The sequence below is a fragment of the Marinobacter sp. genome, from assembly GCF_041686475.1.
Classification (GTDB): Bacteria; Pseudomonadota; Gammaproteobacteria; order Pseudomonadales; family Oleiphilaceae; genus Marinobacter.
On sequence record NZ_JAWLDU010000026.1, the window covers coordinates 1 to 23146 of the forward strand.

Genomic DNA, 23146 nt, shown 5'->3' on the forward strand with positions numbered 1-23146 from the left:
TTGCCCAGGCAGATCACCTTGGAGCCGTTGCCGGCACGGGTGATGATGGTCTTGATCTGGTGCGGCGTCAGGTTCTGGGATTCATCGATGATGATCAGGCTGTGCTGGAAGCTGCGGCCGCGAATGTAGTTCATGGATTTGAAGTGCAATGGAACCTTGCTGAGGATGTAATCCACGCTGGCGGTCATGTTTTCGTCGTCTTCGTGGAGGGCTTCCAGGTTGTCCACAATGGCGCCCAGCCAGGGTTCCATCTTCTCGGCCTCAGTGCCGGGCAGGAAACCGATATCCTCGTCCAGCCCCTGCGTGCTGCGAGTAGCAATGATGCGCTTGTAGATCTTGCTGGCCACGGTCATCTCGATGCAAGCGGCCAGCGCCAGGATGGTCTTGCCGGAGCCGGCGGAGCCGGTCAGGTTCACCAGGTGGATGTCCGGGTCCAGCAGCAAATTCAGGGCGATGGCCTGGTATATATCCCGTGGTACCAGGCCCCAGACTTCCTCGTTCATCAGGTCGTGCTGGTGCAGGTCACGGATCACGATCCTGTCGTCGCCGACATCGGACACCTTGCCTACGAAGCCCTGCTCATCAATGACAAACTCGTTGATGGTCAGTTTGGCAAGATCACCCTCGCGGCGCAGCAGATGTTCGGTGATACCCTCACGCTGGACCGTTTCCACTTTCTCGATGGTGTCCCAGAAGGAGTTGGGGAACTCCTTGTAGCCCTTGGGTAGCAGATCGATGTCGTCCAGCAGCATGTCGTTGTGGTAGTCCTGGGCCTCCACACCGAAGCCGCGGGCCTTCAGCCGCATATTGATGTCCTTGCTGACAAGGATGATATCCCTGGACTTGTGGCGGGTCTGCAGGGCCGCCAGGGTGTTTATGATCTTGTTATCGTTGAGATGCTCCGGCAGGCCGTGGTTGCCGTGGTGCTCGGTGCTCATCAGTATCGATAGCGCCCCCAGGGGTTCTGCTTTCTTGCCGCGCACGATAGGAACGCCTTTCTCGATCTCTCCAGGGCTGGCGTCCCCCAGCAACTTGTCGATGTTGCGAATCGCCTGACGGCAGTCGGCGGCTACCGCCTGCTTGCCGGATTTGAGGCTGTCGAGTTCTTCCAGGACCGTCATCGGGATGATAACGTCGTGTTCTTCAAAATTCAGGAGGGCGTTCGGGTCGTGGATAAGGACATTGGTATCGAGGACGTACATCTTTCTGCGAGCCTGCGGTGCTCTTGGCATAGGGTGTGATACCTCTCTGGTCAGCCGTTCCCGGCACAGCGGTTGGTGAGCTCCTGGTCGGAGATCAGTTTGAGCATGTCATACGTGGTCACAATACCGGTGATCTTTTCATTCCTGGTGATAAAAATCCGGTGAAGGTGTTCACGCATCATCATATCGGCAATGTCGCGCACAGGCGTTTGCTCGTCAACCGATAAAACGATGGGGGTCATGATATCGCGGACTTCCACCGGCACCTTGCCCATTTCCTCGAAAATGGCCATGCGCAGGCGCCTGGCTTCCTGTTCCTCTTCAGGGGTCATACGGGTGTCGGTTTCAGGCCTGCTGGCGTTCCAGCGGAATTCGGTGATGTCCTTGAGGGTGGCAATGCCGACTATTTCACCGGCTTCATCGGTAACAGGGCTGCCAGTGATCTCGTTGTCGGTGAGGAATCTTGCCAGCCGGTCCATCGTCCATGACTGGGGTACCGCCTTTATGTTCGGGGTCATGATCTCGTAGGCGAGAACGGTCATTTACAGTTCGGCTCCGTTAGCAGGTCCTTTGTAAAAGAGCTTAGCTGTTACTTCCTGGCTAGTCATCCCCTGATTGGGTTTTGACGACCACATCCGTCAGCCCGGCATCGTGATCAATGCCTGCAGCCAGGGGGGGGCCGGGATTGATCACTGAATGCCGGTGCGGTCACTTTTCAGGCAAGGTGACGTTCAGCTCCAGGACCGAGCAACTGTCGTTACGGTCGACTTCCACCTGCACCATATCGTCACTGATCTGAACGTACTTGCGGATGACCTCAAGCAGCTCCTTTTGCAGTGCTGGCAGGTAATCGGGCTGTTCACGCTGGCCCCGCTCATGGGCAACGATGATCTGAAGCCGTTCTTTGGCAACGCTGGCGGTCCGGTTATCCTTCTTGCTCTTGAAATAGTCGAAGAAACTCATCCGTCAGCCCCCCTTGAACATCCGTGAGAAGAAACCCTTTTTCTGGGACGACATAAAGCGGTGCTCGCGCTCCTCGCCCAGAAGGCGGGCAACGGCATCTTCATAGGCCTGCCCGGCGTCGCTGTCTTCCTCAAGAATCACCGGAAGCCCCTGGTTGGAAGCGTTCAGTACGATCTGTGATTCCGGAATCACGCCCAGCAGTGGAATGGCGAGGATTTCTTCCACATCCGCCACCGACAGCATCTCGCCCTTTTCCACCCGGTCCGGGTTGTAGCGGGTCAGCAGCAGATGTTCCTTGACCGGGTCCTGGCCCATTTCAGCGCGCCGTGACTTGCTTTGCAGAATGCCGAGAATGCGGTCCGAGTCACGCACCGAGGACACTTCCGGGTTGGTAACCACCACGGCCTCGTCAGCATAATAAAGCGCCATCAGGGCACCGTGCTCAATGCCCGCAGGCGAATCGCAGACAATGTAGTCAAACCGTTCGGACAGCTCGTTGATTACCTTTTCGACGCCCTCTTTGGTGAGGGCTTCCTTCTCCCGGGTCTGGGAGGCCGGCAGGATGTAGAGGGTATCAACCCGCTTGTCCCGGATCAGGGCCTGGTTGAGTGTGGCTTCGCCCTGAATCACGTTCACGAAGTCGTACACCACTCTGCGTTCGCAGTTCATGATGAGATCCAGGTTGCGCAGGCCCACGTCAAAATCGATGACCACGGTCTTGTGGCCACGTTTGGCCAGCCCGGTGCTGATAGAAGCGCTGGTTGTGGTTTTACCTACGCCACCTTTTCCTGAGGTAACGACAATGATTCTAGCCAAGGTTGCATTCCTGTTTTGCGGTGGATTCGTCGTTTTCCCCGCCTGTGCGGGTAATTACACTCTGATCAGGCCTTTTCCAGTGGCGTTACCACCAGCAGGTCATCCCTGAGCTGGATCTGGACAGCGGTTTTCCAGCCGTTGTCCTGAAGATCTTCTGAGATTTTATAGTGTCCGGCGATGGACACAAGCTCTGCTTCAAGAGACTGGCAGAATACCCGCGCGTGTTCGGCCCCGTGAATACCTGCGAGGGCCCGACCCCGGAGCGGTCCATAGACATGGACGTTGCCCGCTGCCAGCACTTCCGCGCCGGCCTGTACTGGCGCCAGGATAATCAGGTCGCCATCGGGGGCGTATACCTGCTGGCCGGAACGTACCGGTTGGTTGATGATTTTTGCCGGGGCCGGCTCAGCGCGGGTTTCCACTCTTGCGGGGGCTGGGCTGTCTGCGGTTCCGGTGTTCTCAGCGGCGGGGCCGGTGTCTATGTCGCGATCCCGCTGGCTGCCACCGGGAAGCAGTGCCAGGGAGGCGCCCCTTGCCAGTCGGCGCTGGTCGTCGTTGCCGCCGCGCACGCCAATAACATGGATATTGTGGCGGCGGCAGGAGCCAATAATCTTGAAAAAATCGAGTTCGCTGCTCAGGCCCTCGTATTTCTCAAGGCTGACAATCAGCGGAATATCCTTGAAGAAGCCTGGAGCCTGGCTGATCTTGTCCCGCAGGGTGCTTTCGAATTCTTGTTCGTCAAAAAAATACAGCTCCAGTGCGGTCATGGACACGCTGGCACTTTTGAGCTGGAAACACTGTTTTACCCCGGATACGGCGGTCTCGCTCATGGGTGGGTCTCTTCCGTGGTGTCGTCCTGGGTGGCAGCTGGGCGTTTGCGAAGCGCCGGGCTGTCAAAGTGGATACCGGACCAGCCGGTTCCGATAAACTGGCGGATGTTGCCATGGCTTTCGCCCGCGGGCTCGTCCAGAACCTGCTGATAATGCTGCGCGAACAGGCGCAGGGTTTCGGCCTCGGTCAGGTTGCAGTACTGGGCAAGGGAAAATACCCGGCAGGAGCCGGCATTTTCGCCAGCGCCATTATACAACGGGCCGTTATGGAACCCGGTAGGCTGGTACTCGAAAAAGCGGTCAACCAGGGCCAGGGTATCATCAAAATCGCCGTGGCCGGCGTCTACCGACGCCAGATGAATGCGAACCGCGTCATTGAGGTTCATGCCTTGTGATCCTGCTTCGGTCCTTCCTGGTGCTGGGCTTTCCACTGCTCGTATGGCATTCCGTAGATAATTTCGCGGGCATCCGGGTCCGACAGCTCGAAGCCTCTGTCGGCTGCTTCGGCGCGATACCATTTGGAGAGGCAGTTGCGACAGAATCCTGCCAGATTCATCAGGTCAATGTTCTGCACTTCGGTGTGTTCGCGCAGGTGGCTGACCAGCTTTCGAAAGGCGGCGGCTTCGATTTCTGTCTGTGATTGTTCCGGGATAGGGTTTGTCATGGTCGCTGGCACCTGTTTGTGGAGTTGACGTTTGGAGCTCCTGACATTCTCGGCATGTTACCGTAAGATACAAGGCTGTACATATGTACAGATAATTTACCTGATCGAAGAGTCATGGCCCAGCGCAAGATTATCCATGTAGATTGCGACTGTTTCTACGCCGCCGTGGAGATGCGGGACAATCCCTCGTTGCAGGAGGTTCCCCTGGCGGTGGGCGGTGAGGGTGGCCGGGGCGTGGTCACCACCTGTAACTACAAAGCGAGGGCCTTTGGAGTGCGGTCCGCCATGCCGGGCGGTGAGGCCAGGCGCCTGTGTCCGGGCCTGGTGACGGTGCCACCGGATATGGCCCGCTACCGGGTGGTGTCGAAGCAGGTGATGGCCATACTGCGAGAGTTGACCGACCTGGTAGAGCCGCTGTCCCTGGACGAGGCCTTTCTGGATGTCAGCGATGTAACCGACCACAAGGGCAGTGCCACCCTTATGGCGCGGCACCTGAGGCGCCGGGTAAAAGAGGAAGTGGGTATTACTATTTCTGCCGGTGTGGCTCCCAACAAATTCCTGGCAAAGATTGCCAGCGACTGGGAAAAACCTGATGGCCTGTTCGTAATTCGCCCGGAGGATGTGGACGGCTTCGTGCAGGACCTCAAGGTTGAAAAGCTTTTCGGAGTAGGGCAGGTGACAGCCGGCAAGCTGCATGGACTGGGCGTTGCGACCTGTGGTGATCTCCAGAACATTCCTGCGGATGTGCTGCTGGAAAAGTTTGGCAAACAGGGCTATCGGTTGCGGGAAATGGCCTTTGGCCGAGACGACCGTGATGTGGTGGTGTCCCGCATTGCCAAATCCGTCAGCGTGGAACGTACCTTTTCCCAGGATCTGCCGGACAAGCGTGCCTGCGAATCGGTGATGGCATCGCTGGTGGCCGACCTGAACCTGAGGTTGAGCCGCAAGGCCGCCCGTAAACCCATTCACAAGCTGTTTATCAAGATTCGCTACAGCGATTTTTCCACCCATACCCTGGAGCGGGTTCGCGAACAGATCCGGGAGCCCGCGATGGAAGACTACCAGCCGTTACTGGATGAACTGATCACCAATGCCGAGCGGCCGGTGCGTTTGTTGGGACTGGGGGTGCGGTTTCGCAGTGATGAATCACCGGTTACACAGTTGCGACTGTTTGAATGAAAATACCGTTCAGGCCGCAAACCGACAGCAGGCCCAGGAGACCGCCGATCAAAGCTCCGGCGGCAACGTCGCTGGGGTAGTGTAAGCCAAGCACCACTCTGGAAGCCGCTACGCTGAGGGTGAAAGGCAACAGCAGCCAGGCCAGCTCCGGTGTGGTCATGGCCAGCACGGTGTTAAAGCAGACAGCGTGCAGCGTGTGGCCGGACGGGAAACTGTAGCGGTCCAGGGGTGGGGTGCCGCAGTTTATGGAAGGGAACGAGATGAATGGCCGTTCGCGGATCAGCCAGCGCTTCAGCAGTTTGTAGGTGACTGTGCAGGACAGCCCGGTGGCTACCATCAGTAAGGCAATGGCCAGCCCGTCCCGTGGCCTGAGCAATGGCATGGCCAGTATCACCAGATACCAGAGCCAGCCGTCACCCAACCGGCTCACTACCTGAAAGTAACTCTGTACCGGGCGGAATCTCAGGGTGCCATTGATGGACTGGCAGAGGGCAAATTCCCTCTGGTCCACCACGTTAAAGAAGCGGGATGCCTTGCTGTTTGATGGCATTGAAGTGATTCCTTGGTGGCTGGTTCAGTATCAGGTGCTCGAACTGATCGATTTGCGCTGCCCAGTCCAGTTCCAAAGCGTCCAGGCGCGCCTGGGCCCGTATCCTGTTCATCAGTGTCGGCTGGTCGGCCAGTCGCAGAGCGTGATCCACGAAGCCTTCGTCGTCAGGCAGGCTGGCCTTCATGCCGTTATCTTCGTGGCGGATATGCTCGCTGGCGGCGGCATCGTCAAAGGCAACCACAGCAAGGCCGCTGGCCATGGCCTCGGTGACCACATTGCCGAAAGTGTCGGTTTTGCTGGGAAACAGGAAGATATCGCCGGACGCATAGTGTCGGGCCAGATCCTCGCCCCGGCGGGTGCCTGGCAATATATAGTCCGGATGGCGTTCGGCCAGGCGTTTGCGCATTGGCCCGTCACCCACCAGGATAAACCTGGCATTGGGGTGGAGGCCGCGAATTCGCTCGAAGCAGGAAACCGCCATCTGCAGGTTCTTTTCCGGTGCCAGCCGGCCCACGTAAAGTACCGCCCGATCGTTGGGACGAAGGCCCCATTGTTGCCGCAGAGCCATGTCTCGCTTGTGAGGTGAAAAACGGTTGCAATCGACACCGCGACTCCAGACACAGGTGGGATGAATGCCCATATCGGCGGTGGTTTCTGCTATTTTACGAGTGGGTACCAGGGTAAGGGCGGTACGGTTGTGGAACCAGCGGCCGTAACCGCAAAGCAGTTTTTCCAGGAAGCCGGCGCCGTAGTAACGGCTGTAAGCATGGAAGTTGGTGTGGAAGCCGGAGGTAACCGGTATGCCGGCGCTTCGGGCCGCTGAAACAGCGGCAACACCAAGTGGCCCCTGGGTGGCTACATAAACGGCATCGGGACGGCTTCGGCTCCAGAGGGCCGCGAGGTACCCGGGTCGGCAGACCCCGAATCGCAGTTCGCCATAGCCCGGAAGCGGCAGGCCGGTAACGACATGCTCCCGGGAGAACAGATGTTCATCGGCTGCGTGGAATTCGCCCTTTGACTCATGGCTCTGGCGAGGGCGGACAACAGTTACCCTGTGCCCGCGTCGCATCAGCCCCAGGCAAAGGTATCTGAGGGTGTTGGCCACGCCGTTGATTTCCGGAGGAAAGGTCTCAGAAACAATGGTAATGTGATGTCTGCGCCCTGAAGCCTGGGTGATTCCGGTCACAATGTTTCCCGTCTTGTCCGCTTTCATGCTTCTACTATGGAAAACCGGCATGACAGTTCCGGGACACTTCCGTGACAATCCTTTTACCCTTTCAGCAATCGACGCTTCATCGTTTCAGCAATGCAATCCGGAGGACGTATGAAAACCCGCAAACTTGGCAGGACGGATATCGATGTCAGCGAGATCTGCCTTGGTACCATGACCTGGGGAGAGCAGAACAGCGAGCAGCAGGCTTTTGAACAGCTGGATCTGGCAACGGCTGAGGGTGTTAATTTCATTGATGTGGCGGAGATGTATCCGGTACCCCCACGGGCCGAGACCCAGGGATTAACGGAAACCTACCTGGGCAACTGGCTGGCCAGCCGCGGTCGCAGGGATGACCTGGTGATTGCTTCCAAGGTGGCCGGGCCGGGTAATGGTCTGAGCTACCTGCGTAGTGGCCCCCGCCTGACCCGGGAGCATATCCGCGAGGCCTGTGACGACAGCCTGCGCAGGCTCCAGACAGACTATATCGATCTTTATCAGGTGCACTGGCCGGATCGGAATGCCAATTTTTTTGGCAGGCTTGGCTATAAACACAGTGCGGATGAGCAGGCCACGCCCATAGAGGAAACCCTTGGTGCGCTGGCTGAACTGGTGCAGGAAGGCAAAGTTCGCCATATCGGCATTTCCAACGAAACCCCTTGGGGCACCAGTGAGTACCTCAGGCTTTCCCGGGAAAACCACTGGCCCCGCATTGTCAGCGTCCAGAACCCTTACAATCTGCTCAACCGCACCTTTGAAGTAGGGATGGCGGAAATCGCCTGTCGCGAGCAGGTGGGGCTGTTGGCGTATTCGCCCCTTGCGTTTGGCATGCTCTCCGGCAAGTACCTGGGTGGCAAGCGCCCCGATGGTGCGCGGATGACCCTTTACGAGCGTTTTACCCGTTACACCACCGGCCGTGGCGCTGACGCCACCCGGGCCTATGTGGACCTTGCGGCGAGCCATGGGCTCTCGCCGGTACAGATGGCACTTGCGTATGTCACCAGCCGTGATTTCGTAACCAGCAATATCATCGGTGCCACCACCCTGGAGCAGCTTCGGGAGAATCTTGGCTCTGCGTCTGTTTCACTGGGCGATAATGTACTTGAGGCCATTGAAGAGCTTAACCGGCAGTACACCTACCCCTGTCCCTGAGAGTATTCGATTACGATTTTTTAATGGCTTTGTTGCGTGTGAACGTCGTTTGTTTGCCCGCGAAGCGCACAACGACGGCACCTGTTTACAGGCTGCAACAAGAACCGATACTTTTTTGACAAAATAGCGGGGATCTGGTGACAAAATTACGGCACAAGTGTGTGCGAAATCACATCTTTCTGCTCGTTAATCATTAGACTTAAGCATTACGTGACAGTAGACTCCCGTTTCGCTAACAGGTCGCCAGAATTATCATGATTATCCGAATCTTTATCGCTCTTCTTGCACTCAATATGATCGCCTTTGTGGTTCGTGCCGAAGCTAATGAGCGAGCGTTCGCCGATGAAGTACCTGCTGAGGATATTTACCAGCTTCAGGATGAAATGTCGGGTGATTTCCAGCGTGAAGATGCAGACATGTATGCCAACCTGGGGTCACGCCTGCTGAGCCTCGGTTTCAGCCGCTCGGATTCCAGGGAAAAGACTTACGCCTCTGACCGCGCGAGGCCGGATCACGGTATCGCGTTGCTCGAGGAAGGGGCCTGCCTCAACCTCAAATGGAACTTCTGACTGGCACACTGCCTGACGCTCTGACACTGCTTGTCGACCTGCGCCTCCCTCCTTCTTGCTAATTTTTCCTAACTGCCGTTTATATGACCGGGCTCATTGCCTGATGTGTTTTCGCATGTGATTATTCCTGTCGAATGCAATTTCGCGCACAGATACGGAGCATGGCCATGGCAAAGGAACAACCGGTAATACTGGGAAGCAGCGTTGAGTGTGTGGATGAGCTGATTAGCCGGGTCGGGAAGAATATCACTCTCGGGCTGCCGCTCGGCCTTGGCAAGCCTGTTCGCTTCGTGAACGCCCTGTACCAGCGTGCCAGGGATGACTCATCAATCCAGCTACACATTGTGACCGCGTTGTCCCTGACCGCTCCGGGCGGAAGTTCGTCGCTGGAGAAGCGTTTCATGGGGCCGTTCGTAGAGCGTCTGTACGGTCGCATTCCGGAACTTGAGTATGCGCGGGACGTTGTCCGGCAGAAGTTGCCCGACAATGTGAAAGTGTCTGAATTCTTCTTCAAAGCAGGATCTTTTCTTCACAATCAGACCCAGCAGCGGAATTACGTCTGTACCAACTATACCCATGCCGTGCGTGATCTGATGGCGATTGGTGTCAATGTAGTAGCGCAGATGGTGGCACCCCCGGTGGAGCCGGAGCAGCAGGGAACAGTCAGCCTCAGCAGTAATCCGGACCTGACCCTCGACCTGATTCCCCTGCTCAGGGAGCGGGCGGAAACAGGCACCCCGGTCGCAATTATAGGAGAAACCAACAGCCACCTGCCGTTCATGGGCAACGACGCAGCGGTGGAGCAGAGTGATTTCGACATTGTTCTCGAGCATGCAGCCTCTGACTACCCCCTGTTTTCTGCACCGCAGATGTCGGTCAGCCCGGAAGATCATCTGATCGGGTTCTATGCCAGCGCGCTGCTGAAAGACGGCGGCACACTGCAGGTAGGCATAGGGTCATTGGGTGCGGCGCTGGTGCACAGTGCGATCCTGCGACACACCGACAATGACCACTGGAAAAAGGTTTTTGACCATCTTGGTATTGCCGAGCGCTTCCCGGTTGTCAACGAGTACGGCGGTACAGGAACATTCACCGCCGGGCTGTACGGCTGCAGCGAGATGATGGTGGACGGCTTCGTCTATCTGATGGAAGCCGGTGTGCTGAGCAGGGAAGTGTTTGACCACGCCGACCTGCAGGAACTGATCAACCGCGGTGAGCTGACTCACAATGTTTCCCTGGACACGCTGGACGTGCTGCGCCGGGAAAAGCTCATCGACTCGCCGTTGCGAGCCCGGGATGTGGAGTGGCTTTGCCAGTTCGGCATTCTGCACACCGGAGTGGAGTTCAAGGGCGGGCGCCTGCGCATTGGCGAGCAGTCACTTGACCCGGACCTGGACAGCGAAGATGCCAGGCAGTCGATTGCCTCCCTGGCACTGGGTGAGCGACTGACCGGAGGCATTGTGCTCCATGGCGGTTTCTATGTCGGACCGGAGCAGTTTTACCAGCGTTTGCGGGACATGTCGCCCGCGGATCGCCAGCGTATATGCATGACCAGTGTGAACTACATCAATCATCTTTATGACCACGCCTTCGGCAACCAGCGTCTTAAGGTGTCGCAAAGAGTCCATAGCCGGTTCGTCAACTCGGCGATGATGTATACCCTCAACGGGGCGGGGGTGTCTGATGGGCTGGATGATGGCCGTGTGGTCAGCGGCGTGGGCGGTCAGTACAATTTTGTGGCCATGGCCCATGAACTGCCGGGTGCGCGATCTGTCCTCACCATGCGCAGCACCCGGAGTTCTGGCGGTAAAGCCCTGTCCAATATCGTGTTCAGTTACGGGCACTGCACCATTCCGCGCCACCTTCGCGACATTGTCGTTACGGAGTATGGTATCGCGGACCTCCGGGGCCAGTCAGACGAACAGGTTTATCTGCGCCTGATCCGCATTGCCGATTCGCGCTTCCAGAAAGACTTGCTGAAGCAGGCCCAGAAGGCAGGAAAAGTGGATGCTTCGTTCCGCCTGCCGCCGGAATGGTGCCACAATACGCCGGAAGCAATTCAGGCAGCTATCAAGGCCGCCGGTGACAAGGAAGTGTTTCCTCCCTTCCCCTTTGGCCGGGATTTCACGGATGAAGAGCTGAGGCTGGGCAAGGCGCTGAAGACCCTGAAGGCCGCAACGGCGACCCGTCGTGGTAAACTGTCCACTCTGTGGCATGCCGTGAAGGCAAAAGACGACGAGGGCCGCTACCAGTCACTGCTGGAACGCATGAGCCTTGATAAACCCAGGGGGGTGAAGGCAAAGCTGGATCGTCGCCTGGTGATCCACGGACTGAACCTGACTGACACACCTCCGGATACAGGAAACACGAACGCCTGATGCAAAAACCCGCTGTACTTACCGTCCATTATGTCCTCAAGAACAAACTCGGAGAGCTGGTCGACACTTCCGAGGGCAGTGAGCCGCTGCACTTTCTTGAGGGTAGCCCGGAGATCATTGAAGGCATCCAGAAAGCGGTGAAAGACCGCAACGTCGGGGACTGCCTGGAGGTCACCGTGCCGCCTTCCATGGCCTATGGGGAGCATAACCCGGAGCTGATTCGTAAAGTGCCACGTTCCATGTTCGAGGGCGTGGAAAACCTGCAGGTCGGAATGAAGTTCCAGACCAACACTGGCGATACTGCGCAGGTGGTCCAGGTGGTGGGTATCGACGGTAATCTGGTAAGGGTGGACGCCAATCATCCGTTGGCAGGCTTCACCCTTCACTTCGACCTGGAAATCATTGGCAAGCGCGAGGCCACGGAAGAGGAAATCAACGCCGGCCACCCGCTGAGCTGACCTCAGATCTCCGGGCCTGCCACCGCCGTGGGCGTGGCGGTGCCCCGGTCCGTCAGTCCTCCGGCCTGGATCTTCCACAAGCCCTCCTGAACCGTTCTCTGCAATTCTCTGGATATCGCTGACATGTCGCTGTCCTCCCCAATGGCTACGACAGGGTGGGCGATCACGCCAACTTCTATGGCCGGCTGGCGGAGCATGCGGGCCAGATGAAGCTGGAACTCATCATCGCCGATAAAGGGAGCGAGATGGTCCGGGTGTCCGTTTCGCAGGTAGGCGATACTGATTGGCTGGATGTCTGCTCCGGCATCCATTGCGGCATGGAGCAGGCGGCTGTGAAACGGCAGAACCGTGACGCCTGCCGTGGTGGTTCCTTCCGGAAAAACCAGCACTGACTGCCCCCGCAGCAGAGTGCCCGCGATTTCTGCCCGGGCCTGGCCCGCTTTGCCGCTGCCGCGCTGGATAAACAGCGTCCCGGCCTGCTTCGCAAGCCAACCGATCACCGGCCAGCGGCCCACTTCGGCCTTTGACAGAAATCGCATTGGAACCATGCCCCCGAGCACCGGAATATCAGACCAGGAAATATGATTGCTGACATAGAGCACAGGCCTGTCGCTGAAGGTTCCCTGTGTCGACACGCGGAAGCCCAGGCAACGGCTGGCACCGTTGAAACAGAGGCGGGCGAAGGGTGCCCGGTCAATCCGGCTACGGAACGGGGCATCAACCAGTAGCAGAATACCTGCCAGCAATGCGGTCAGTGCCAGAAAGCCGGCAAACAGCGTGAGTCTTGTGGTCAGACGTATCAGTTCCATGGCCGGTCCTTGGATTGTTGTGCTATCGGGTCTGGGTGCGCATGAAGTGACGGCTGTAGCGGCTTGCCAGGTTATTGACATCCAGCACTACCAGCAGGTCAGCGCAGCGGAAATCCGGGTCCCAGCACGGCTCGCCGCAAACCCGGGCGCCCAGGCGCATGTAGGCCTTGATCAGCGCAGGAACATCCACCGGCCGGTCCTCACTGAGCGGGTGAGTGAGGTGGGGGAGTGCCCGCAACGGCGTTACCCGGTATGCCTCACCTGCAAGGAATTCCCGTTGCAGGTAGCGGGCTATGCGCCAGGCTTTCAGGCCGCCATCTGACATGCCGATACTGGCACAGCCGATCAGGTAGTCCACATTGCGTGATACCAGGTATTCCGCCACCGATGCCCACAGCAGGCTGATAGTGGCACCATTGCGGTAGTCAGGATGCACGCAGGTTCGCCCGAGTTCGGCAACGGTTCCCGGAAGCCGATACAGCGAGGAAAGTTCGAACTCACCCTCGGAATAGAAGCCGCCGGCTTGCAGGGCCTTGCTGTGGTGAAGTACCCGGGTGGTTGCCACCGGAGCACCGGTATTCTCGTCGGTGACGATCAGATGGTCGCAGAAACGGTCGAATTCATCTGCGTCTATTCCCGGGACGGCCGCACCAAGATCCGATCCATATTCTTCCGAGAATATCTGGTAGCGCAGTTTCTGCGCCGATTCAACAAGATCCGGCTGCCGGGTGATGACGGTTCTGAGCCTGCGGGCCGGGCGTGATATGCGGGCAGTCTGGGCGTTCATGGCAATGCCTCTTTGTTTCCACTTTCCGACAAGGCTATGAATCCGGTGTGACATCGGAATGAACGGCGGATGACGACTTTGTGACAGGCGAATGGGCCGGGTATCGGACTGGCGCGTTTGTCACAGGCTGTAACGAACGGGTGGTTCCATGTATATTTCTGAATACCATGTATAATTGCTGTTACAGGAGGTAGCCTGTATTGTCAGTTACATGGCAGGTCTTCTTGCAGATAACTCTTCTCCGGCCAGGTGAGGTGAACATGGTCGGGAGCTTCAGAAACCGGAAAAACAAAATCAGAGATGGACGGCGTGGAACAGACGAACGAAAGTTGGCGGATTCTTATAGTCGAAGATGATGAGAGGCTGGCGGAGTTGACCAGGGAGTATCTGGAAAGCAGCGGGCTAACGGTCTCTCTCGAAACCCACGGTGGCAATGCGGTAGAGCGTATTCGCAAGGAGCAGCCTGATCTTGTCGTGCTTGACCTGATGCTGCCGGGCGAGGACGGGTTGTCCATCTGCAGGCGCGCGCGGCCTTTCTATCCCGGCCCCATCATCATGCTCACTGCCCGTACCGATGATCTGGACCAGGTACTTGGCCTGGAAATGGGTGCCGATGACTATATCGGTAAACCGGTCCAGCCCCGGGTATTGCTGGCCCGAATCCGTGCCCTGCTGCGGCGGGTCACCGAGAACAGTTCGGTGGCTGCGGAAGAGAATAACGGCGAGGAGCCTGTCCGGCTGCAGTTCAACGATCTGGTGGTGGACCGCTCTATGCGCGAGGCCTGGCTGAGCGATGACAGTATCGACCTGACCAGTGCGGAGTTCGATCTGTTGTGGTTGCTGGCCAGCAATGCCGGGCGGGTGCTTAGCCGTGAAGAGATCTTCACCGCCCTGCGCGGGATCGAATACGATGGTCAGGACCGCTCGATTGATGTCCGTGTCTCGCGTATACGGCCCAAGATCGGTGATGATCCGATTCATCCGAGGCGGATAAAAACCGTACGAAGCAAAGGCTATCTGTTCGTAAAGGAAGCCTGACTGTCCAGTCTCTGGCGCTGGCCTGCCCGGGCCGGCGTTCATTGCCAGGGTTATCGCAATGCCCCTCAAGTTTTTTCTCAAGCTGTATACCCGGCTGATTGGCCTGACCTTTCTGATTCTCCTGCTTTGTGCAGCGCTTTTTATGGGTGTCAATTCCGTGCGGGAGCAGTTCTGGCAGGAAAGGTTTTCAGGGCCATTGCTGCACTGGATCTCGGCGACGCACTATCCGGAGCAGCAATATCACTGGTTGGAGTCGTTTTACGATCTCCGGGTCAGCGCGCCCGGAGATCTGCCATTTTCTGATGTCATCATGGAGCGACTGTCCTATGGCCAGGTGGTAGCGCTGGAAACCAGCATTGGCCAGCAGGTGATGATCCAGGATGGCCAGGGTCGCATCCTTGACCTGCGATTCCGCGACATATACAGCGACGTTGCCGAGGCAACCGCATTGATTGCCCGCATCCATCTCGATGACACGCCACCGGAAAGCCGAGAAGATGTGATGGCGCAGCTGGCGGATGCTCTCGCCGTGGAGCTTGAAACCGTCCAGGACCAGTCGGCATTGCCCGATTCAGATGTTCTGGAGCGAGTCTCCGAGCGGGGTATATCCCTTTATCACCATCCGTCACAGGACAGGGCCCATGTGCTGCTTCGCCTGGATGACGGAACCCTGGTTGATCTGGCAATGCCGTCGCCCTTCAATCCATGGGCATGGCCGGTGCTGCTGCTGTTGCTGGCTGTGGCGGGCGGTGTCCTCGCGCTGGCGCTCTACCTGGCGCTGCGGGATGTGGATAGCAATCTGCGGGCGGTGGAGTCTGTGGCCATCCGCATTGCCCGTGGCGAGATGGGCGCGAGGATCGACGCCGGCGACAGCCGGCTGGTATCGAGGCTGGCGGTGGCTTTCAACAGCATGGCGGAACATATCCAGAGACTGGTGGGCGTGCAGCGGGAAATGATACACGCGGTGTCTCATGAACTGAGAACGCCGGTCGCCCGTATTCGCTTTGGCGTGCAGATGATCGAGAGTGCCAGCAGCCCGGAAGCATTACAGAAACAGCTTGACGGCATTGATGGTGATATTCAGGAACTGGACGAGCTGATTGACGAAATACTGACTTATGCCCGGCTTGAGCAGGGCGGACCCGTGTTTGCACTCCAGGAAACCTCGGTGTCAGACATAGTCCGGCAGGTGGTAAGCGAGCAGCAGATGACCCGGCCCGAACACAGCATTGAGGCGGACATTGATGAAGAATCGCAACGCTGGTCGCTATCGGACGTAGAACCCCGGTATCTGCATCGGGCGGTCCAGAACCTGGTGGGCAATGCCGCCCGCTATGCGGACAGGAAAGTGAGGGTTCACTGCCAGTTCGATGAGGATAACTGCCGCATCGATGTCGAAGACGATGGCCCCGGTATTCCGGAGGAAGACTGGGAGAAGGTATTTACCGCCTTCGCCCGGCTTGATGACAGCAGAACCCGGACTTCGGGCGGCTACGGCCTTGGCCTCTCCATCGTCAGACGGATATTGTACTGGCACGGCGGACAGGCGTTTGTCAGTCGCAGTGATGAGCTGGGTGGTGCCCGCTTCAGTCTGGTATGGCCACGCAAGAAACCAACAGAACACAGCCTGTAGGCATTTTGTGACTGGCTTCTCGGTCCTTCACCGGAAGTAACAGACAAACAACACAACCGCAACTGAAGGCCGCGGCAGATAGCGAGATACTTTCGGCGTAAGGGATGACTTTTAGGTTGCAGTTCTTTCGAACTTTCCTTGTTTCATTCGTCATTTGAGGGCCGGTTTTCCGGCCCTGTTTTTTGTGCCTGGCCACTTATTCCCCTGGCGCTCTGACCATAGCGTTCTCCCTGATCCTTTGAGAAGATTGCAGCATCAACAATAATGATGCTGATCCATCTGAAAGGACGCCTCAAAATGACCCAGTACCTGCTCGCCATCGACCAGGGGACAACCAGTTCCCGCGCCATCGTATTCGACGCTTCCGGCACCTCGGTTGCGACTGCGCAACAGGAGTTTCATCAGTACTTCCCCAAAGACGGCCAGGTCGAGCATGACGCCCGGGAAATCTGGGACAGCACGCTGGCGGTATGCCGGGAGGCGCTGAAGGAGTCGGGTGTTGGTGCCGCAGAACTGGCGGGCATCGGTATCACCAACCAGCGTGAAACCACGGTGATCTGGGACCGGGAAACCGGTGAGCCCATCCATCATGCCATTGTATGGCAGGATCGCCGCACCGCATCCGTCTGCGCCAAGCTCAAGTCTGATGGCCATGAAAGTGCGGTGGTCGAGAGCACAGGTCTGCTGATTGATCCTTATTTTTCCGCCACCAAGATTGCCTGGATCCTGGACCATGTTGAAGGGGCGAGGGCGAGAGCGGAGCAAGGGGAGCTCGCCTTCGGCACAGTGGACAGCTGGCTGTTGTGGAACCTCACCGGTGGTCGCTCTCATCGCACCGATGCCACCAACGCTTCCCGCACTGCGCTCTTCAATATCCATGAACAGCGCTGGGACGACGAGCTGCTGGCGCTGTTCCGGGTGCCGTCTGCGCTGTTGCCCGAGGTGCTGGACTCAGCCGCTGACTTCGGCATCACCGATGAGCACTGGCTGGGTGCCCCTGTAAAGGTGGCGGGTATCGCCGGTGACCAGCATGCAGCGCTGGTGGGCCAGGCCTGTTTCGAACCGGGCATGGCGAAGAGCACCTACGGGACCGGCTGTTTTCTGATGCTGAATACGGGCGAGCAAGCACTGCGCTCGGAGAACCGCCTGCTGACAACCATGGCCTATCGCCTTGACGGCAAGCCCTGCTATGCCATGGAAGGCAGTATTTTTGTCGCCGGTGCCGCCATGCAGTGGCTACGGGACGGGCTCAGGCTGATCAGGCACGCGAATGAGTCGTCTGCCTATGCCACGGAAGTGGGCGTGGACAACCCGGTTTATCTTGTGCCGGCATTTACCGGGCTTGGCGCACCCCACTGGGACCCCCATGCCCGCGGCGCAATCATGGGGCTGACCCGGGACACAGGCATAGCAGAGATTGTTACCGCCGGCCTGCAGTCTGTGTGTTACCAGACCAAGGATCTGATCCGGGCGATCCTCAACGATGGTGCCTCCCTGCAGGCGCTACGTGTGGATGGCGGCATGGTGGTGAATGACTGGGTGATGCAGTTTCTGGCGGACATTCTCAATGTACCGGTGGATCGTCCCAGAATAACGGAAACCACGGCGCTGGGGGCGGCCTATCTCGCGGGGCTGCAAACCGGGGTTTATCAGAGCCTGGAGGAGATTGCGCAGTTGTGGGAGCGTGAACGCCGTTTTGATCCGGTAATGAAGCCGGCACTCAGGGAGAAACTCTACGCCGGATGGCTGGATTCGGTTGAGCGGGTGTGTAATAACTGAGCCGTTGCCGGTTTTCCGGCTCAGACCCGTTCGAAGGCGATCAGGTGATCGGCTTCCACCCGCACTGGCACATGTTCACCGAGAAAGAAATCCAGGTGGCTGCGGAACAGGGCCTCGAACTCGGTGTCTTCCGAGCAGCGGAACCGGTAGAGGGTCGAGGTACCGGCGAAGGTCTTTTCCACTACCCTGGGCTTCAGGTCCGATTCCGCATCGTAAACAATGTCATCCGGCCGGATCAGGATGTCCACCAGTGTGCCCGGTTCCCATTTATAGGCCCGGTTGCCACGGATAACCCCCAGCTCGGACTCTATAGTGTCCGGCCCCAGGGTTTTTCCGGGTATGAACCCGCCCTGGCCGACAAAACCTGCGACAAAACGATTGGCAGGCTCGTGGTAAAGGTTGTAGGGCACATCCCACTGCTGGATGCCGCCATCCCTCAGGACGGCCACCTGGTCACACATGGCGAACGCTTCCTGCTGGTCGTGGGTCACCAGAATGGCGCTGATGCCCAGAGTCTTCAGTATTTCCCGGACATCCAGGCTGAGCCGGCGGCGCAGGTCCGCGTCCAGACTGGAGAATGGCTCGTCCAGAAGGATCAACGTGGGTTCGGGGGCGAGCGCCCGGGCAAGTGCCACGCGCTGTTGCTGGCCACCGGAGAGTTCATGGGGGTAGTTTCCGGCAAGATCCTGGAGGTGAACCAGTTGCAGCAGTTCCATGACCTTCTGGCGCTTTTCTTTGCGGCCTTCGCTGCGCAGCCCAAACCCGACATTTTCGGCAATGGTAAGGTGCGGAAACAGGGCGTAGTCCTGGAATACCATGCCGATCCGGCGTTTTTCCGGTGCCAGGGTACGGCCAGGAAGGCTGATGGCATTCGACTGCAGGCGGATTTCGCCGGTATTGATGGGCAGAAACCCCGCGAGGGCCCGCAAAATGGTGCTTTTGCCACAACCGCTGGGGCCAAGCAGGCAACCGATGTCGCCGTGGCTGAGTGCAAAGCTGACATCTTTTACGACAGAGCCATCCCCGTATCCACAGGACAGGTTGTTTACTTCCAGCAGCCAGTCGGCGGGTTGAGCAAGGCGTTCGGTCATTCAGTCAGTCCAGTCGATTGAGTATCAGGAACTCCAGCAAGGCTTTCTGCGCGTGCAGCCGGTTTTCGGCCTCGTCCCAGACGACAGAACGGGGATCCTCCATCATGTCGGCGGAGATTTCCTCACCACGGTGTGCGGGAAGGCAATGCATGAACAGGGCATCCTTGTCTGCAAGGTCCATCAGTGCCGGATTGATCTGATAGTTACGGAAGGCCTTCTCGCGGGCCTTCTGTTCGTCTTCCTGTCCCATGGAGGCCCAGACGTCGGTGACCAGCAGATTTGCGCCTCTGGCGGCTTCAGCAGGGTCGTTAACGATGGCTATCCGTTGTCCTGGGCTTGTCGTCAGAGCGCTGTCTGGTTCATAACCTTCCGGGCAGGCGATACGAAGATTAAAGCCGAACTTTGAGGCGGCATTGATATAGGACTGGCACATGTTATTGCCATCACCGATCCAGGCAACGGTGCCGCCGCGAATGCTGCCACGGTGTTCGCGGTAGGTCTGCATATCGGCCAGCAACTGACAGGGATGGAAATCGTCTGTAAGCGCATTGATTACCGGTGCGCTGGATGCGGCAGCAAACCGTTCAACGGTGGTATGGGCGAATGTGCGGATCATGACTGCATCCACCATGCTTGAAATAACGATGGCGGAATCCTCGATGGGCTCTCCGCGGCCAAGCTGGGTGTCGCGGGGTGACAGAAACAGAGCGGCGCCGCCCAGTTGTGTCATGCCGGCTTCAAAGGACACCCGGGTGCGGGTCGAGGATTTTTCGAAGATCATGGCAAGGACACGGTTCTTCAGGGTTTCACGCAGGGTTCCCTGCCGCCACTCTTTGCGGAGTCGGCTGCCGTGATCCAGCAGTTGCTCGAGCTCATCGGAGCTCAGGTCGTTGAGTGTGAGAAAATGTCGTGCTGCCATGCTATGGCCCTTAGTTAATCAATAACCCTGTCTCTGGATTCCCGGGCGTGTTCGTGGTTACAACCGGCCCGCAGCAGCCATTGTCCTGAAACGACAATAAGCCAGTTCGCGGCGAGGACCGCACTGGCGGGATACAAAGACGGGGGTTGCCTGGCTGCCTGAAAGACAGGGGCTCAAGTCTAGCCCGTCAGGGTCCTGAAGACAATGTCACCGGTCAGCATGGTCGCGCTGGATCAACGCTGGTGTTTGGTGCCAATGCCGGTACGTGTACAATGGTATAAGTCAGGTTGCCGTAAGGCGAATCCGTTTCCAATGAGAGGTATGTATCCATGGATATCAACGAAACCATCAAGAGCCAACTTGAGGAAAACCCTATTATTCTTTACATGAAGGGTACTCCGCAGGCGCCACAGTGTGGCTTTTCCGCTAAAACAGTGCAGGCTCTGATGGCTTGCGGTGAGCGGTTTGCCTTTGTGAACATCCTTGATAACCAGGAGTTGCGGGAAGGCCTGAAAGTCTACTCAAGCTGGCCTACCTATCCGCAGCTCTACATCAGCGGTGAGCTCGTGGGCGGCTGCGATATCATTCTGGAAATGTCCGAGAGTGGTGAGCTGGCCGAGCAGATCAAGGCAGCTGCGAAACAGGCTGAAGCCTGAAATACCGTCTATTACAGGCGTTCCGGGGCGAATATCAGTTCAACCCGGAACTGCTTGCGCCCTGAGTCCCCATTTGGCGGTTGGGGGTAGGGGCTGACTAGCTCCATCACCAGAGTATGAAGCAGCAAGGCAACTGATAATTTGAGGGTGATCCGATACCTTCTCGGAAGTCCCGTGGTAACGCTGCCATACTCCAGCGTTGACGCTGGCTTACCCCGCCTTGCTCCGCAAGCTGCCCACGACGGCGTCCAGCGCCCGGTCAATCAGCGCGCCCTGCTCGAGAACCGTCAGGCGCCCGCGCCGCATTTCATGGGCGAGATCGGTGCGGGATTTCTCGATAACCTTGAGCCCCATTCTGTTGACGAAGACAAAACCGTCGGCCTCTTCGATAATGGCAGACAGCTTGCAGCGGAAGCTGGCACCGTTAACCAGGTTGAACTCGACCCAGTTGCCGATCTCGATGGCGTCAATCTGCGCCACATATTCGGCAATTGCTGCATCCTCAAGTTCCTGTTGCCGTTGTATGGCGGTCTGGTGGTGGCCGACAGGGTCCTCATCCTCCGGTTCCGGCGCTGGCGCGTCTTCCATGGCTTCTGCGAGCGCATTGGCGCGGAAGGCTTCGGTTAACTCATGCTTGAGGTCTGACATCATTTCATCCAGTTTGGATGAATTGTAGGAGACCTCCTCGAGGCCGGCCCTGAGTGATTTCAGCAATCCGGGCACCACCCGCACCCATTGGTCGCGCTCCTCATCGTCCTGATGGGGGTGCAGGCACCATATCAGGTCGTCCACGACGCGGACGGTCTGTAGCCAGCGATGTTCGACGTCGTCCCTGAGGTAGGCCAGAAACATCACCCGGCTCCAGCCATTCAGCAAAATGTTCCGTACCGGTTCCTGAAGCTTGTAACGGGCCAGCTTTTTCTGTAGCAGCTGATCCACGGTTTCCTGTGCTTTCTGGGACTTGATGCGGCCGCGCTCGGATTCCCGGGTACGCTGCTCTACCAGGGAGGACTTGCGGTTTTCCCTGGCCAGGAACTGCTCGAATTCTTCGCCCAGGGTTTCAAACAGGGTAACGTCGCCGTCAAACTCGTTCAGAATGCGGGCAACCACTGCATGGATCTGTTCATACAGCTTGTCCCGTGTTTTTTCGTCACTTTCACTCCAGCCGATGCCGGCTCGGGCGAGTGAGTTAAGCAGGCGGCGAGCCGGGTGGGTGGTCTTGCTGAAGAAGGTTTTGTCCTTGATGACCACCTTGAGAATAGGAATCTGCAGCCTGCTTATAAGTACCTGAACCGGTGCCGAGAGGTTGTAGTCGTCCAGAATGAACTCGAACAGCATGGACACAAGATTGATCAGGTCCTCGTCCATTTCGTTCAGGGCCGGCTTCTTGCCATCGCTGGTGGTTCCGGTCTGGGCAAGCAACTGCTGGACAACCTGATACAGGTCCACCATCACCGGTTCACCGGCACTCAGATTACCGCTGACCTGCTCACCCGATGGCTGCTGGGGGAGCGATCCAAGCAGGTTTGCCAGTTCGGCACCGCCGACAACATGAACGTTGGGATCGGAGGTCCTGGGTGGAATGCCGGCATTGGCCCGCTGACGCGCAAGCATCTGCCTGATCTGTTCGAACATTGCACCTTCGTGATGACCCTGCTGATCAACTGCAGTAGAAGATGCGGTTTCATCGGCCGCCTGTCCAGCAGGGGCTCCCTGGGCAGGGCTTTCGTGTTGTTTGCCCGCCTTACCGTGATAACGGAAGTTCGGAATGACGCCTGCCTGGATCAATATCCGGTTGGCTTCATCCAGCAGCATGCCCAGGTTGGATACCACGTAACGGTCGAACTGTTTGAGCAGGATCAGGCGTTCACGAATCTGGATCTCAAGAGCCTGAATGGCTTCCACAAAGGCACTGCAAAGGTGCTCGGGAGCCATGGGATTGACAGGACTCTCTTCGCTGGCGTCTGGATAAACAACGCTGAACCGGGTCTGCAACTGAAGCAGGGGCCCCTGGAAGTGAACCTTGGACTTGGTAATCATGGCATTGAGGGCGACCTGCTCTTCCAGATCGTCATCGCCTACCAGTGAAAGGCTGTCTGAGTTGGTCTGGGTGGAAAGGCTTTCATCTGCCGCGACCACGCCACTGCGGGGAGGGTTCGCAAACAGCTGTGCGACCGCATTCTGGAAATGCCGCTCCACACCCTTTCGTTTGATGCGGATTTCGCGCATCGCTTCGAAATAGCGGTTCTGCTCGTTGTTACTTCTGGCGTTGTTTGCCAGTTCGAACAGCGAGTCATCAACTGCGTCGAATGCACCCTGCAACAAATCTCCCAGCCCGGCAACGACAGTGTCACGGATACGGACCACCTGTGCAGGTACGGGGTTTGAACTCCCAGCCTCCCGGTGCTCGCGGAGATAATGTATGCCGGACTGCTTATTCATGGCCGACTCCTGTGTACGCCT

23 protein-coding genes are annotated in these 23146 nt (G+C 57.9%); 9 read left to right on the forward strand and 14 right to left on the reverse strand.

What is annotated here, in order from left to right:
* The 7 genes from ACESMB_RS08000 to ACESMB_RS08030 all read right to left on the reverse strand — a co-directional run.
* On the reverse strand, nucleotides 1-1232 hold a 1232-nt coding region (locus tag ACESMB_RS08000), incomplete at its 3' end, for a PhoH family protein (RefSeq protein ID WP_372971277.1).
* 20 nt (nucleotides 1233-1252) lie between these two features.
* Nucleotides 1253-1744: an HPP family protein gene (locus ACESMB_RS08005; protein WP_372925282.1), complete on the reverse strand. Its 492-nt coding sequence runs from the start codon at nucleotides 1742-1744 to the stop codon at nucleotides 1253-1255.
* Nucleotides 1745-1910: 166 nt separating this feature from the next.
* On the reverse strand, nucleotides 1911-2165 hold the full coding sequence (gene minE / locus ACESMB_RS08010; protein ID WP_114613454.1) for a cell division topological specificity factor MinE: 255 nt from the start codon (nucleotides 2163-2165) through the stop codon (nucleotides 1911-1913).
* A gap of 3 nt (nucleotides 2166-2168) precedes the next feature.
* Nucleotides 2169-2981, reverse strand: a complete 813-nt coding sequence (gene minD / locus ACESMB_RS08015) for a septum site-determining protein MinD (RefSeq protein ID WP_372925283.1) — start codon at nucleotides 2979-2981, stop codon at nucleotides 2169-2171.
* A gap of 65 nt (nucleotides 2982-3046) precedes the next feature.
* Nucleotides 3047-3811: a septum site-determining protein MinC gene (gene minC, locus ACESMB_RS08020; RefSeq protein ID WP_372971278.1), complete on the reverse strand. Its 765-nt coding sequence runs from the start codon at nucleotides 3809-3811 to the stop codon at nucleotides 3047-3049.
* On the reverse strand, nucleotides 3808-4197 hold the full coding sequence (locus tag ACESMB_RS08025) for a HopJ type III effector protein (RefSeq protein WP_372925285.1): 390 nt from the start codon (nucleotides 4195-4197) through the stop codon (nucleotides 3808-3810). Before ACESMB_RS08025 ends, minC begins: the two co-directional genes overlap by 4 nt.
* Nucleotides 4194-4475, reverse strand: a complete 282-nt coding sequence (locus ACESMB_RS08030) for a DUF1244 domain-containing protein (RefSeq protein ID WP_372925286.1) — start codon at nucleotides 4473-4475, stop codon at nucleotides 4194-4196. Before ACESMB_RS08030 ends, ACESMB_RS08025 begins: the two co-directional genes overlap by 4 nt.
* A 114-nt stretch (nucleotides 4476-4589) precedes the next feature.
* Between ACESMB_RS08030 and dinB the strand changes: the two genes are divergently transcribed.
* Entirely contained in the window at nucleotides 4590-5654 is a 1065-nt protein-coding gene (gene dinB / locus ACESMB_RS08035) for a DNA polymerase IV (RefSeq protein WP_372971279.1), read from the forward strand.
* Here the strand turns inward: dinB and ACESMB_RS08040 are convergent.
* Both ACESMB_RS08040 and ACESMB_RS08045 read right to left on the reverse strand, forming a co-directional pair.
* Entirely contained in the window at nucleotides 5629-6204 is a 576-nt protein-coding gene (locus ACESMB_RS08040) for a phosphatase PAP2 family protein (RefSeq protein WP_372925288.1), read from the reverse strand. The two genes, dinB and ACESMB_RS08040, sit on opposite strands and share 26 nt — an antisense overlap.
* Nucleotides 6170-7417 (reverse strand): glycosyltransferase family 4 protein, encoded by a 1248-nt coding sequence (locus tag ACESMB_RS08045; RefSeq protein WP_372971280.1) that lies wholly within the window; start codon nucleotides 7415-7417, stop codon nucleotides 6170-6172. Before ACESMB_RS08045 ends, ACESMB_RS08040 begins: the two co-directional genes overlap by 35 nt.
* A 111-nt stretch (nucleotides 7418-7528) precedes the next feature.
* On the opposite strand from ACESMB_RS08045, the gene ACESMB_RS08050 reads away from it, so the two are divergent.
* The 4 genes from ACESMB_RS08050 (at nucleotide 7529) to ACESMB_RS08065 (ending at nucleotide 11971) form a co-directional block, all read left to right on the forward strand.
* Nucleotides 7529-8566: an NADP(H)-dependent aldo-keto reductase gene (locus ACESMB_RS08050; protein WP_372971281.1), complete on the forward strand. Its 1038-nt coding sequence runs from the start codon at nucleotides 7529-7531 to the stop codon at nucleotides 8564-8566.
* Between the two features lie 254 nt (nucleotides 8567-8820).
* Nucleotides 8821-9135, forward strand: coding sequence for a hypothetical protein (locus ACESMB_RS08055; RefSeq protein WP_372925291.1), 315 nt, complete (start codon nucleotides 8821-8823; stop codon nucleotides 9133-9135).
* A 167-nt stretch (nucleotides 9136-9302) separates the two neighbouring features.
* Nucleotides 9303-11513 (forward strand): acetyl-CoA hydrolase/transferase C-terminal domain-containing protein, encoded by a 2211-nt coding sequence (locus ACESMB_RS08060; RefSeq protein ID WP_372971282.1) that lies wholly within the window; start codon nucleotides 9303-9305, stop codon nucleotides 11511-11513.
* On the forward strand, nucleotides 11513-11971 hold the full coding sequence (locus tag ACESMB_RS08065; RefSeq protein ID WP_372925293.1) for a peptidylprolyl isomerase: 459 nt from the start codon (nucleotides 11513-11515) through the stop codon (nucleotides 11969-11971). Before ACESMB_RS08060 ends, ACESMB_RS08065 begins: the two co-directional genes overlap by 1 nt.
* A 2-nt stretch (nucleotides 11972-11973) precedes the next feature.
* Here ACESMB_RS08065 and ACESMB_RS08070 read toward each other — a convergent pair whose 3' ends face one another.
* The gene (locus ACESMB_RS08070) at nucleotides 11974-12780 is read right to left on the reverse strand and encodes a lysophospholipid acyltransferase family protein (protein ID WP_372971283.1); all 807 of its coding nucleotides are present in this window, start codon (nucleotides 12778-12780) and stop codon (nucleotides 11974-11976) included.
* A 22-nt stretch (nucleotides 12781-12802) separates the two neighbouring features.
* A complete protein-coding gene (locus ACESMB_RS08075; RefSeq protein ID WP_372971284.1) occupies nucleotides 12803-13567 on the reverse strand; it encodes a GNAT family N-acetyltransferase in 765 nt (254 codons plus the stop codon).
* A gap of 300 nt (nucleotides 13568-13867) precedes the next feature.
* Here ACESMB_RS08075 and ACESMB_RS08080 point away from each other — a divergent pair, with 300 nt between their 5' ends.
* From ACESMB_RS08080 to glpK, 3 genes are all read left to right on the forward strand, one after another.
* Entirely contained in the window at nucleotides 13868-14605 is a 738-nt protein-coding gene (locus tag ACESMB_RS08080) for a response regulator (RefSeq protein WP_372971285.1), read from the forward strand.
* Between the two features lie 58 nt (nucleotides 14606-14663).
* Nucleotides 14664-16238 (forward strand): ATP-binding protein, encoded by a 1575-nt coding sequence (locus ACESMB_RS08085; RefSeq protein WP_372925297.1) that lies wholly within the window; start codon nucleotides 14664-14666, stop codon nucleotides 16236-16238.
* Between the two features lie 297 nt (nucleotides 16239-16535).
* Nucleotides 16536-18017: a glycerol kinase GlpK gene (glpK, locus tag ACESMB_RS08090; protein WP_372925298.1), complete on the forward strand. Its 1482-nt coding sequence runs from the start codon at nucleotides 16536-16538 to the stop codon at nucleotides 18015-18017.
* A gap of 20 nt (nucleotides 18018-18037) precedes the next feature.
* Here glpK and ACESMB_RS08095 read toward each other — a convergent pair whose 3' ends face one another.
* The gene (locus ACESMB_RS08095; protein ID WP_372971286.1) at nucleotides 18038-19108 is read right to left on the reverse strand and encodes an ABC transporter ATP-binding protein; all 1071 of its coding nucleotides are present in this window, start codon (nucleotides 19106-19108) and stop codon (nucleotides 18038-18040) included.
* 4 nt (nucleotides 19109-19112) lie between these two features.
* A complete protein-coding gene (gene argF / locus ACESMB_RS08100; RefSeq protein ID WP_372971287.1) occupies nucleotides 19113-20027 on the reverse strand; it encodes an ornithine carbamoyltransferase in 915 nt (304 codons plus the stop codon).
* Between the two features lie 329 nt (nucleotides 20028-20356).
* On the opposite strand from argF, the gene grxD reads away from it, so the two are divergent.
* Nucleotides 20357-20683, forward strand: coding sequence for a Grx4 family monothiol glutaredoxin (grxD, locus tag ACESMB_RS08105; protein WP_372925301.1), 327 nt, complete (start codon nucleotides 20357-20359; stop codon nucleotides 20681-20683).
* A gap of 210 nt (nucleotides 20684-20893) precedes the next feature.
* Here the strand turns inward: grxD and ACESMB_RS08110 are convergent, their stop codons facing one another.
* Complete coding sequence (locus ACESMB_RS08110; RefSeq protein ID WP_372971288.1) at nucleotides 20894-23125, reverse strand: DUF1631 domain-containing protein; 2232 nt, start codon at nucleotides 23123-23125, stop codon at nucleotides 20894-20896.
* Between the last annotated feature and the right edge of the window lie 21 nt (nucleotides 23126-23146).

Coding starts and splice junctions, on each gene's coding strand:
- ACESMB_RS08005 (WP_372925282.1), bottom strand. CDS start 1,744: ATGACCGTTCTCGCCTACGAGATCATGACCCCGAACATAAAGGCGGTA.
- minE (WP_114613454.1), bottom strand. CDS start 2,165: ATGAGTTTCTTCGACTATTTCAAGAGCAAGAAGGATAACCGGACCGCC.
- minC (WP_372971278.1), bottom strand. CDS start 3,811: ATGAGCGAGACCGCCGTATCCGGGGTAAAACAGTGTTTCCAGCTCAAA.
- ACESMB_RS08025 (WP_372925285.1), bottom strand. CDS start 4,197: ATGAACCTCAATGACGCGGTTCGCATTCATCTGGCGTCGGTAGACGCC.
- ACESMB_RS08030 (WP_372925286.1), bottom strand. CDS start 4,475: ATGACAAACCCTATCCCGGAACAATCACAGACAGAAATCGAAGCCGCC.
- dinB (WP_372971279.1), top strand. CDS start 4,590: ATGGCCCAGCGCAAGATTATCCATGTAGATTGCGACTGTTTCTACGCC.
- ACESMB_RS08040 (WP_372925288.1), bottom strand. CDS start 6,204: ATGCCATCAAACAGCAAGGCATCCCGCTTCTTTAACGTGGTGGACCAG.
- ACESMB_RS08045 (WP_372971280.1), bottom strand. CDS start 7,417: ATGAAAGCGGACAAGACGGGAAACATTGTGACCGGAATCACCCAGGCT.
- ACESMB_RS08050 (WP_372971281.1), top strand. CDS start 7,529: ATGAAAACCCGCAAACTTGGCAGGACGGATATCGATGTCAGCGAGATC.
- ACESMB_RS08055 (WP_372925291.1), top strand. CDS start 8,821: ATGATTATCCGAATCTTTATCGCTCTTCTTGCACTCAATATGATCGCC.
- ACESMB_RS08060 (WP_372971282.1), top strand. CDS start 9,303: ATGGCAAAGGAACAACCGGTAATACTGGGAAGCAGCGTTGAGTGTGTG.
- ACESMB_RS08065 (WP_372925293.1), top strand. CDS start 11,513: ATGCAAAAACCCGCTGTACTTACCGTCCATTATGTCCTCAAGAACAAA.
- ACESMB_RS08070 (WP_372971283.1), bottom strand. CDS start 12,780: ATGGAACTGATACGTCTGACCACAAGACTCACGCTGTTTGCCGGCTTT.
- ACESMB_RS08075 (WP_372971284.1), bottom strand. CDS start 13,567: ATGAACGCCCAGACTGCCCGCATATCACGCCCGGCCCGCAGGCTCAGA.
- ACESMB_RS08080 (WP_372971285.1), top strand. CDS start 13,868: ATGGACGGCGTGGAACAGACGAACGAAAGTTGGCGGATTCTTATAGTC.
- ACESMB_RS08085 (WP_372925297.1), top strand. CDS start 14,664: ATGCCCCTCAAGTTTTTTCTCAAGCTGTATACCCGGCTGATTGGCCTG.
- glpK (WP_372925298.1), top strand. CDS start 16,536: ATGACCCAGTACCTGCTCGCCATCGACCAGGGGACAACCAGTTCCCGC.
- ACESMB_RS08095 (WP_372971286.1), bottom strand. CDS start 19,108: ATGACCGAACGCCTTGCTCAACCCGCCGACTGGCTGCTGGAAGTAAAC.
- argF (WP_372971287.1), bottom strand. CDS start 20,027: ATGGCAGCACGACATTTTCTCACACTCAACGACCTGAGCTCCGATGAG.
- grxD (WP_372925301.1), top strand. CDS start 20,357: ATGGATATCAACGAAACCATCAAGAGCCAACTTGAGGAAAACCCTATT.
- ACESMB_RS08110 (WP_372971288.1), bottom strand. CDS start 23,125: ATGAATAAGCAGTCCGGCATACATTATCTCCGCGAGCACCGGGAGGCT.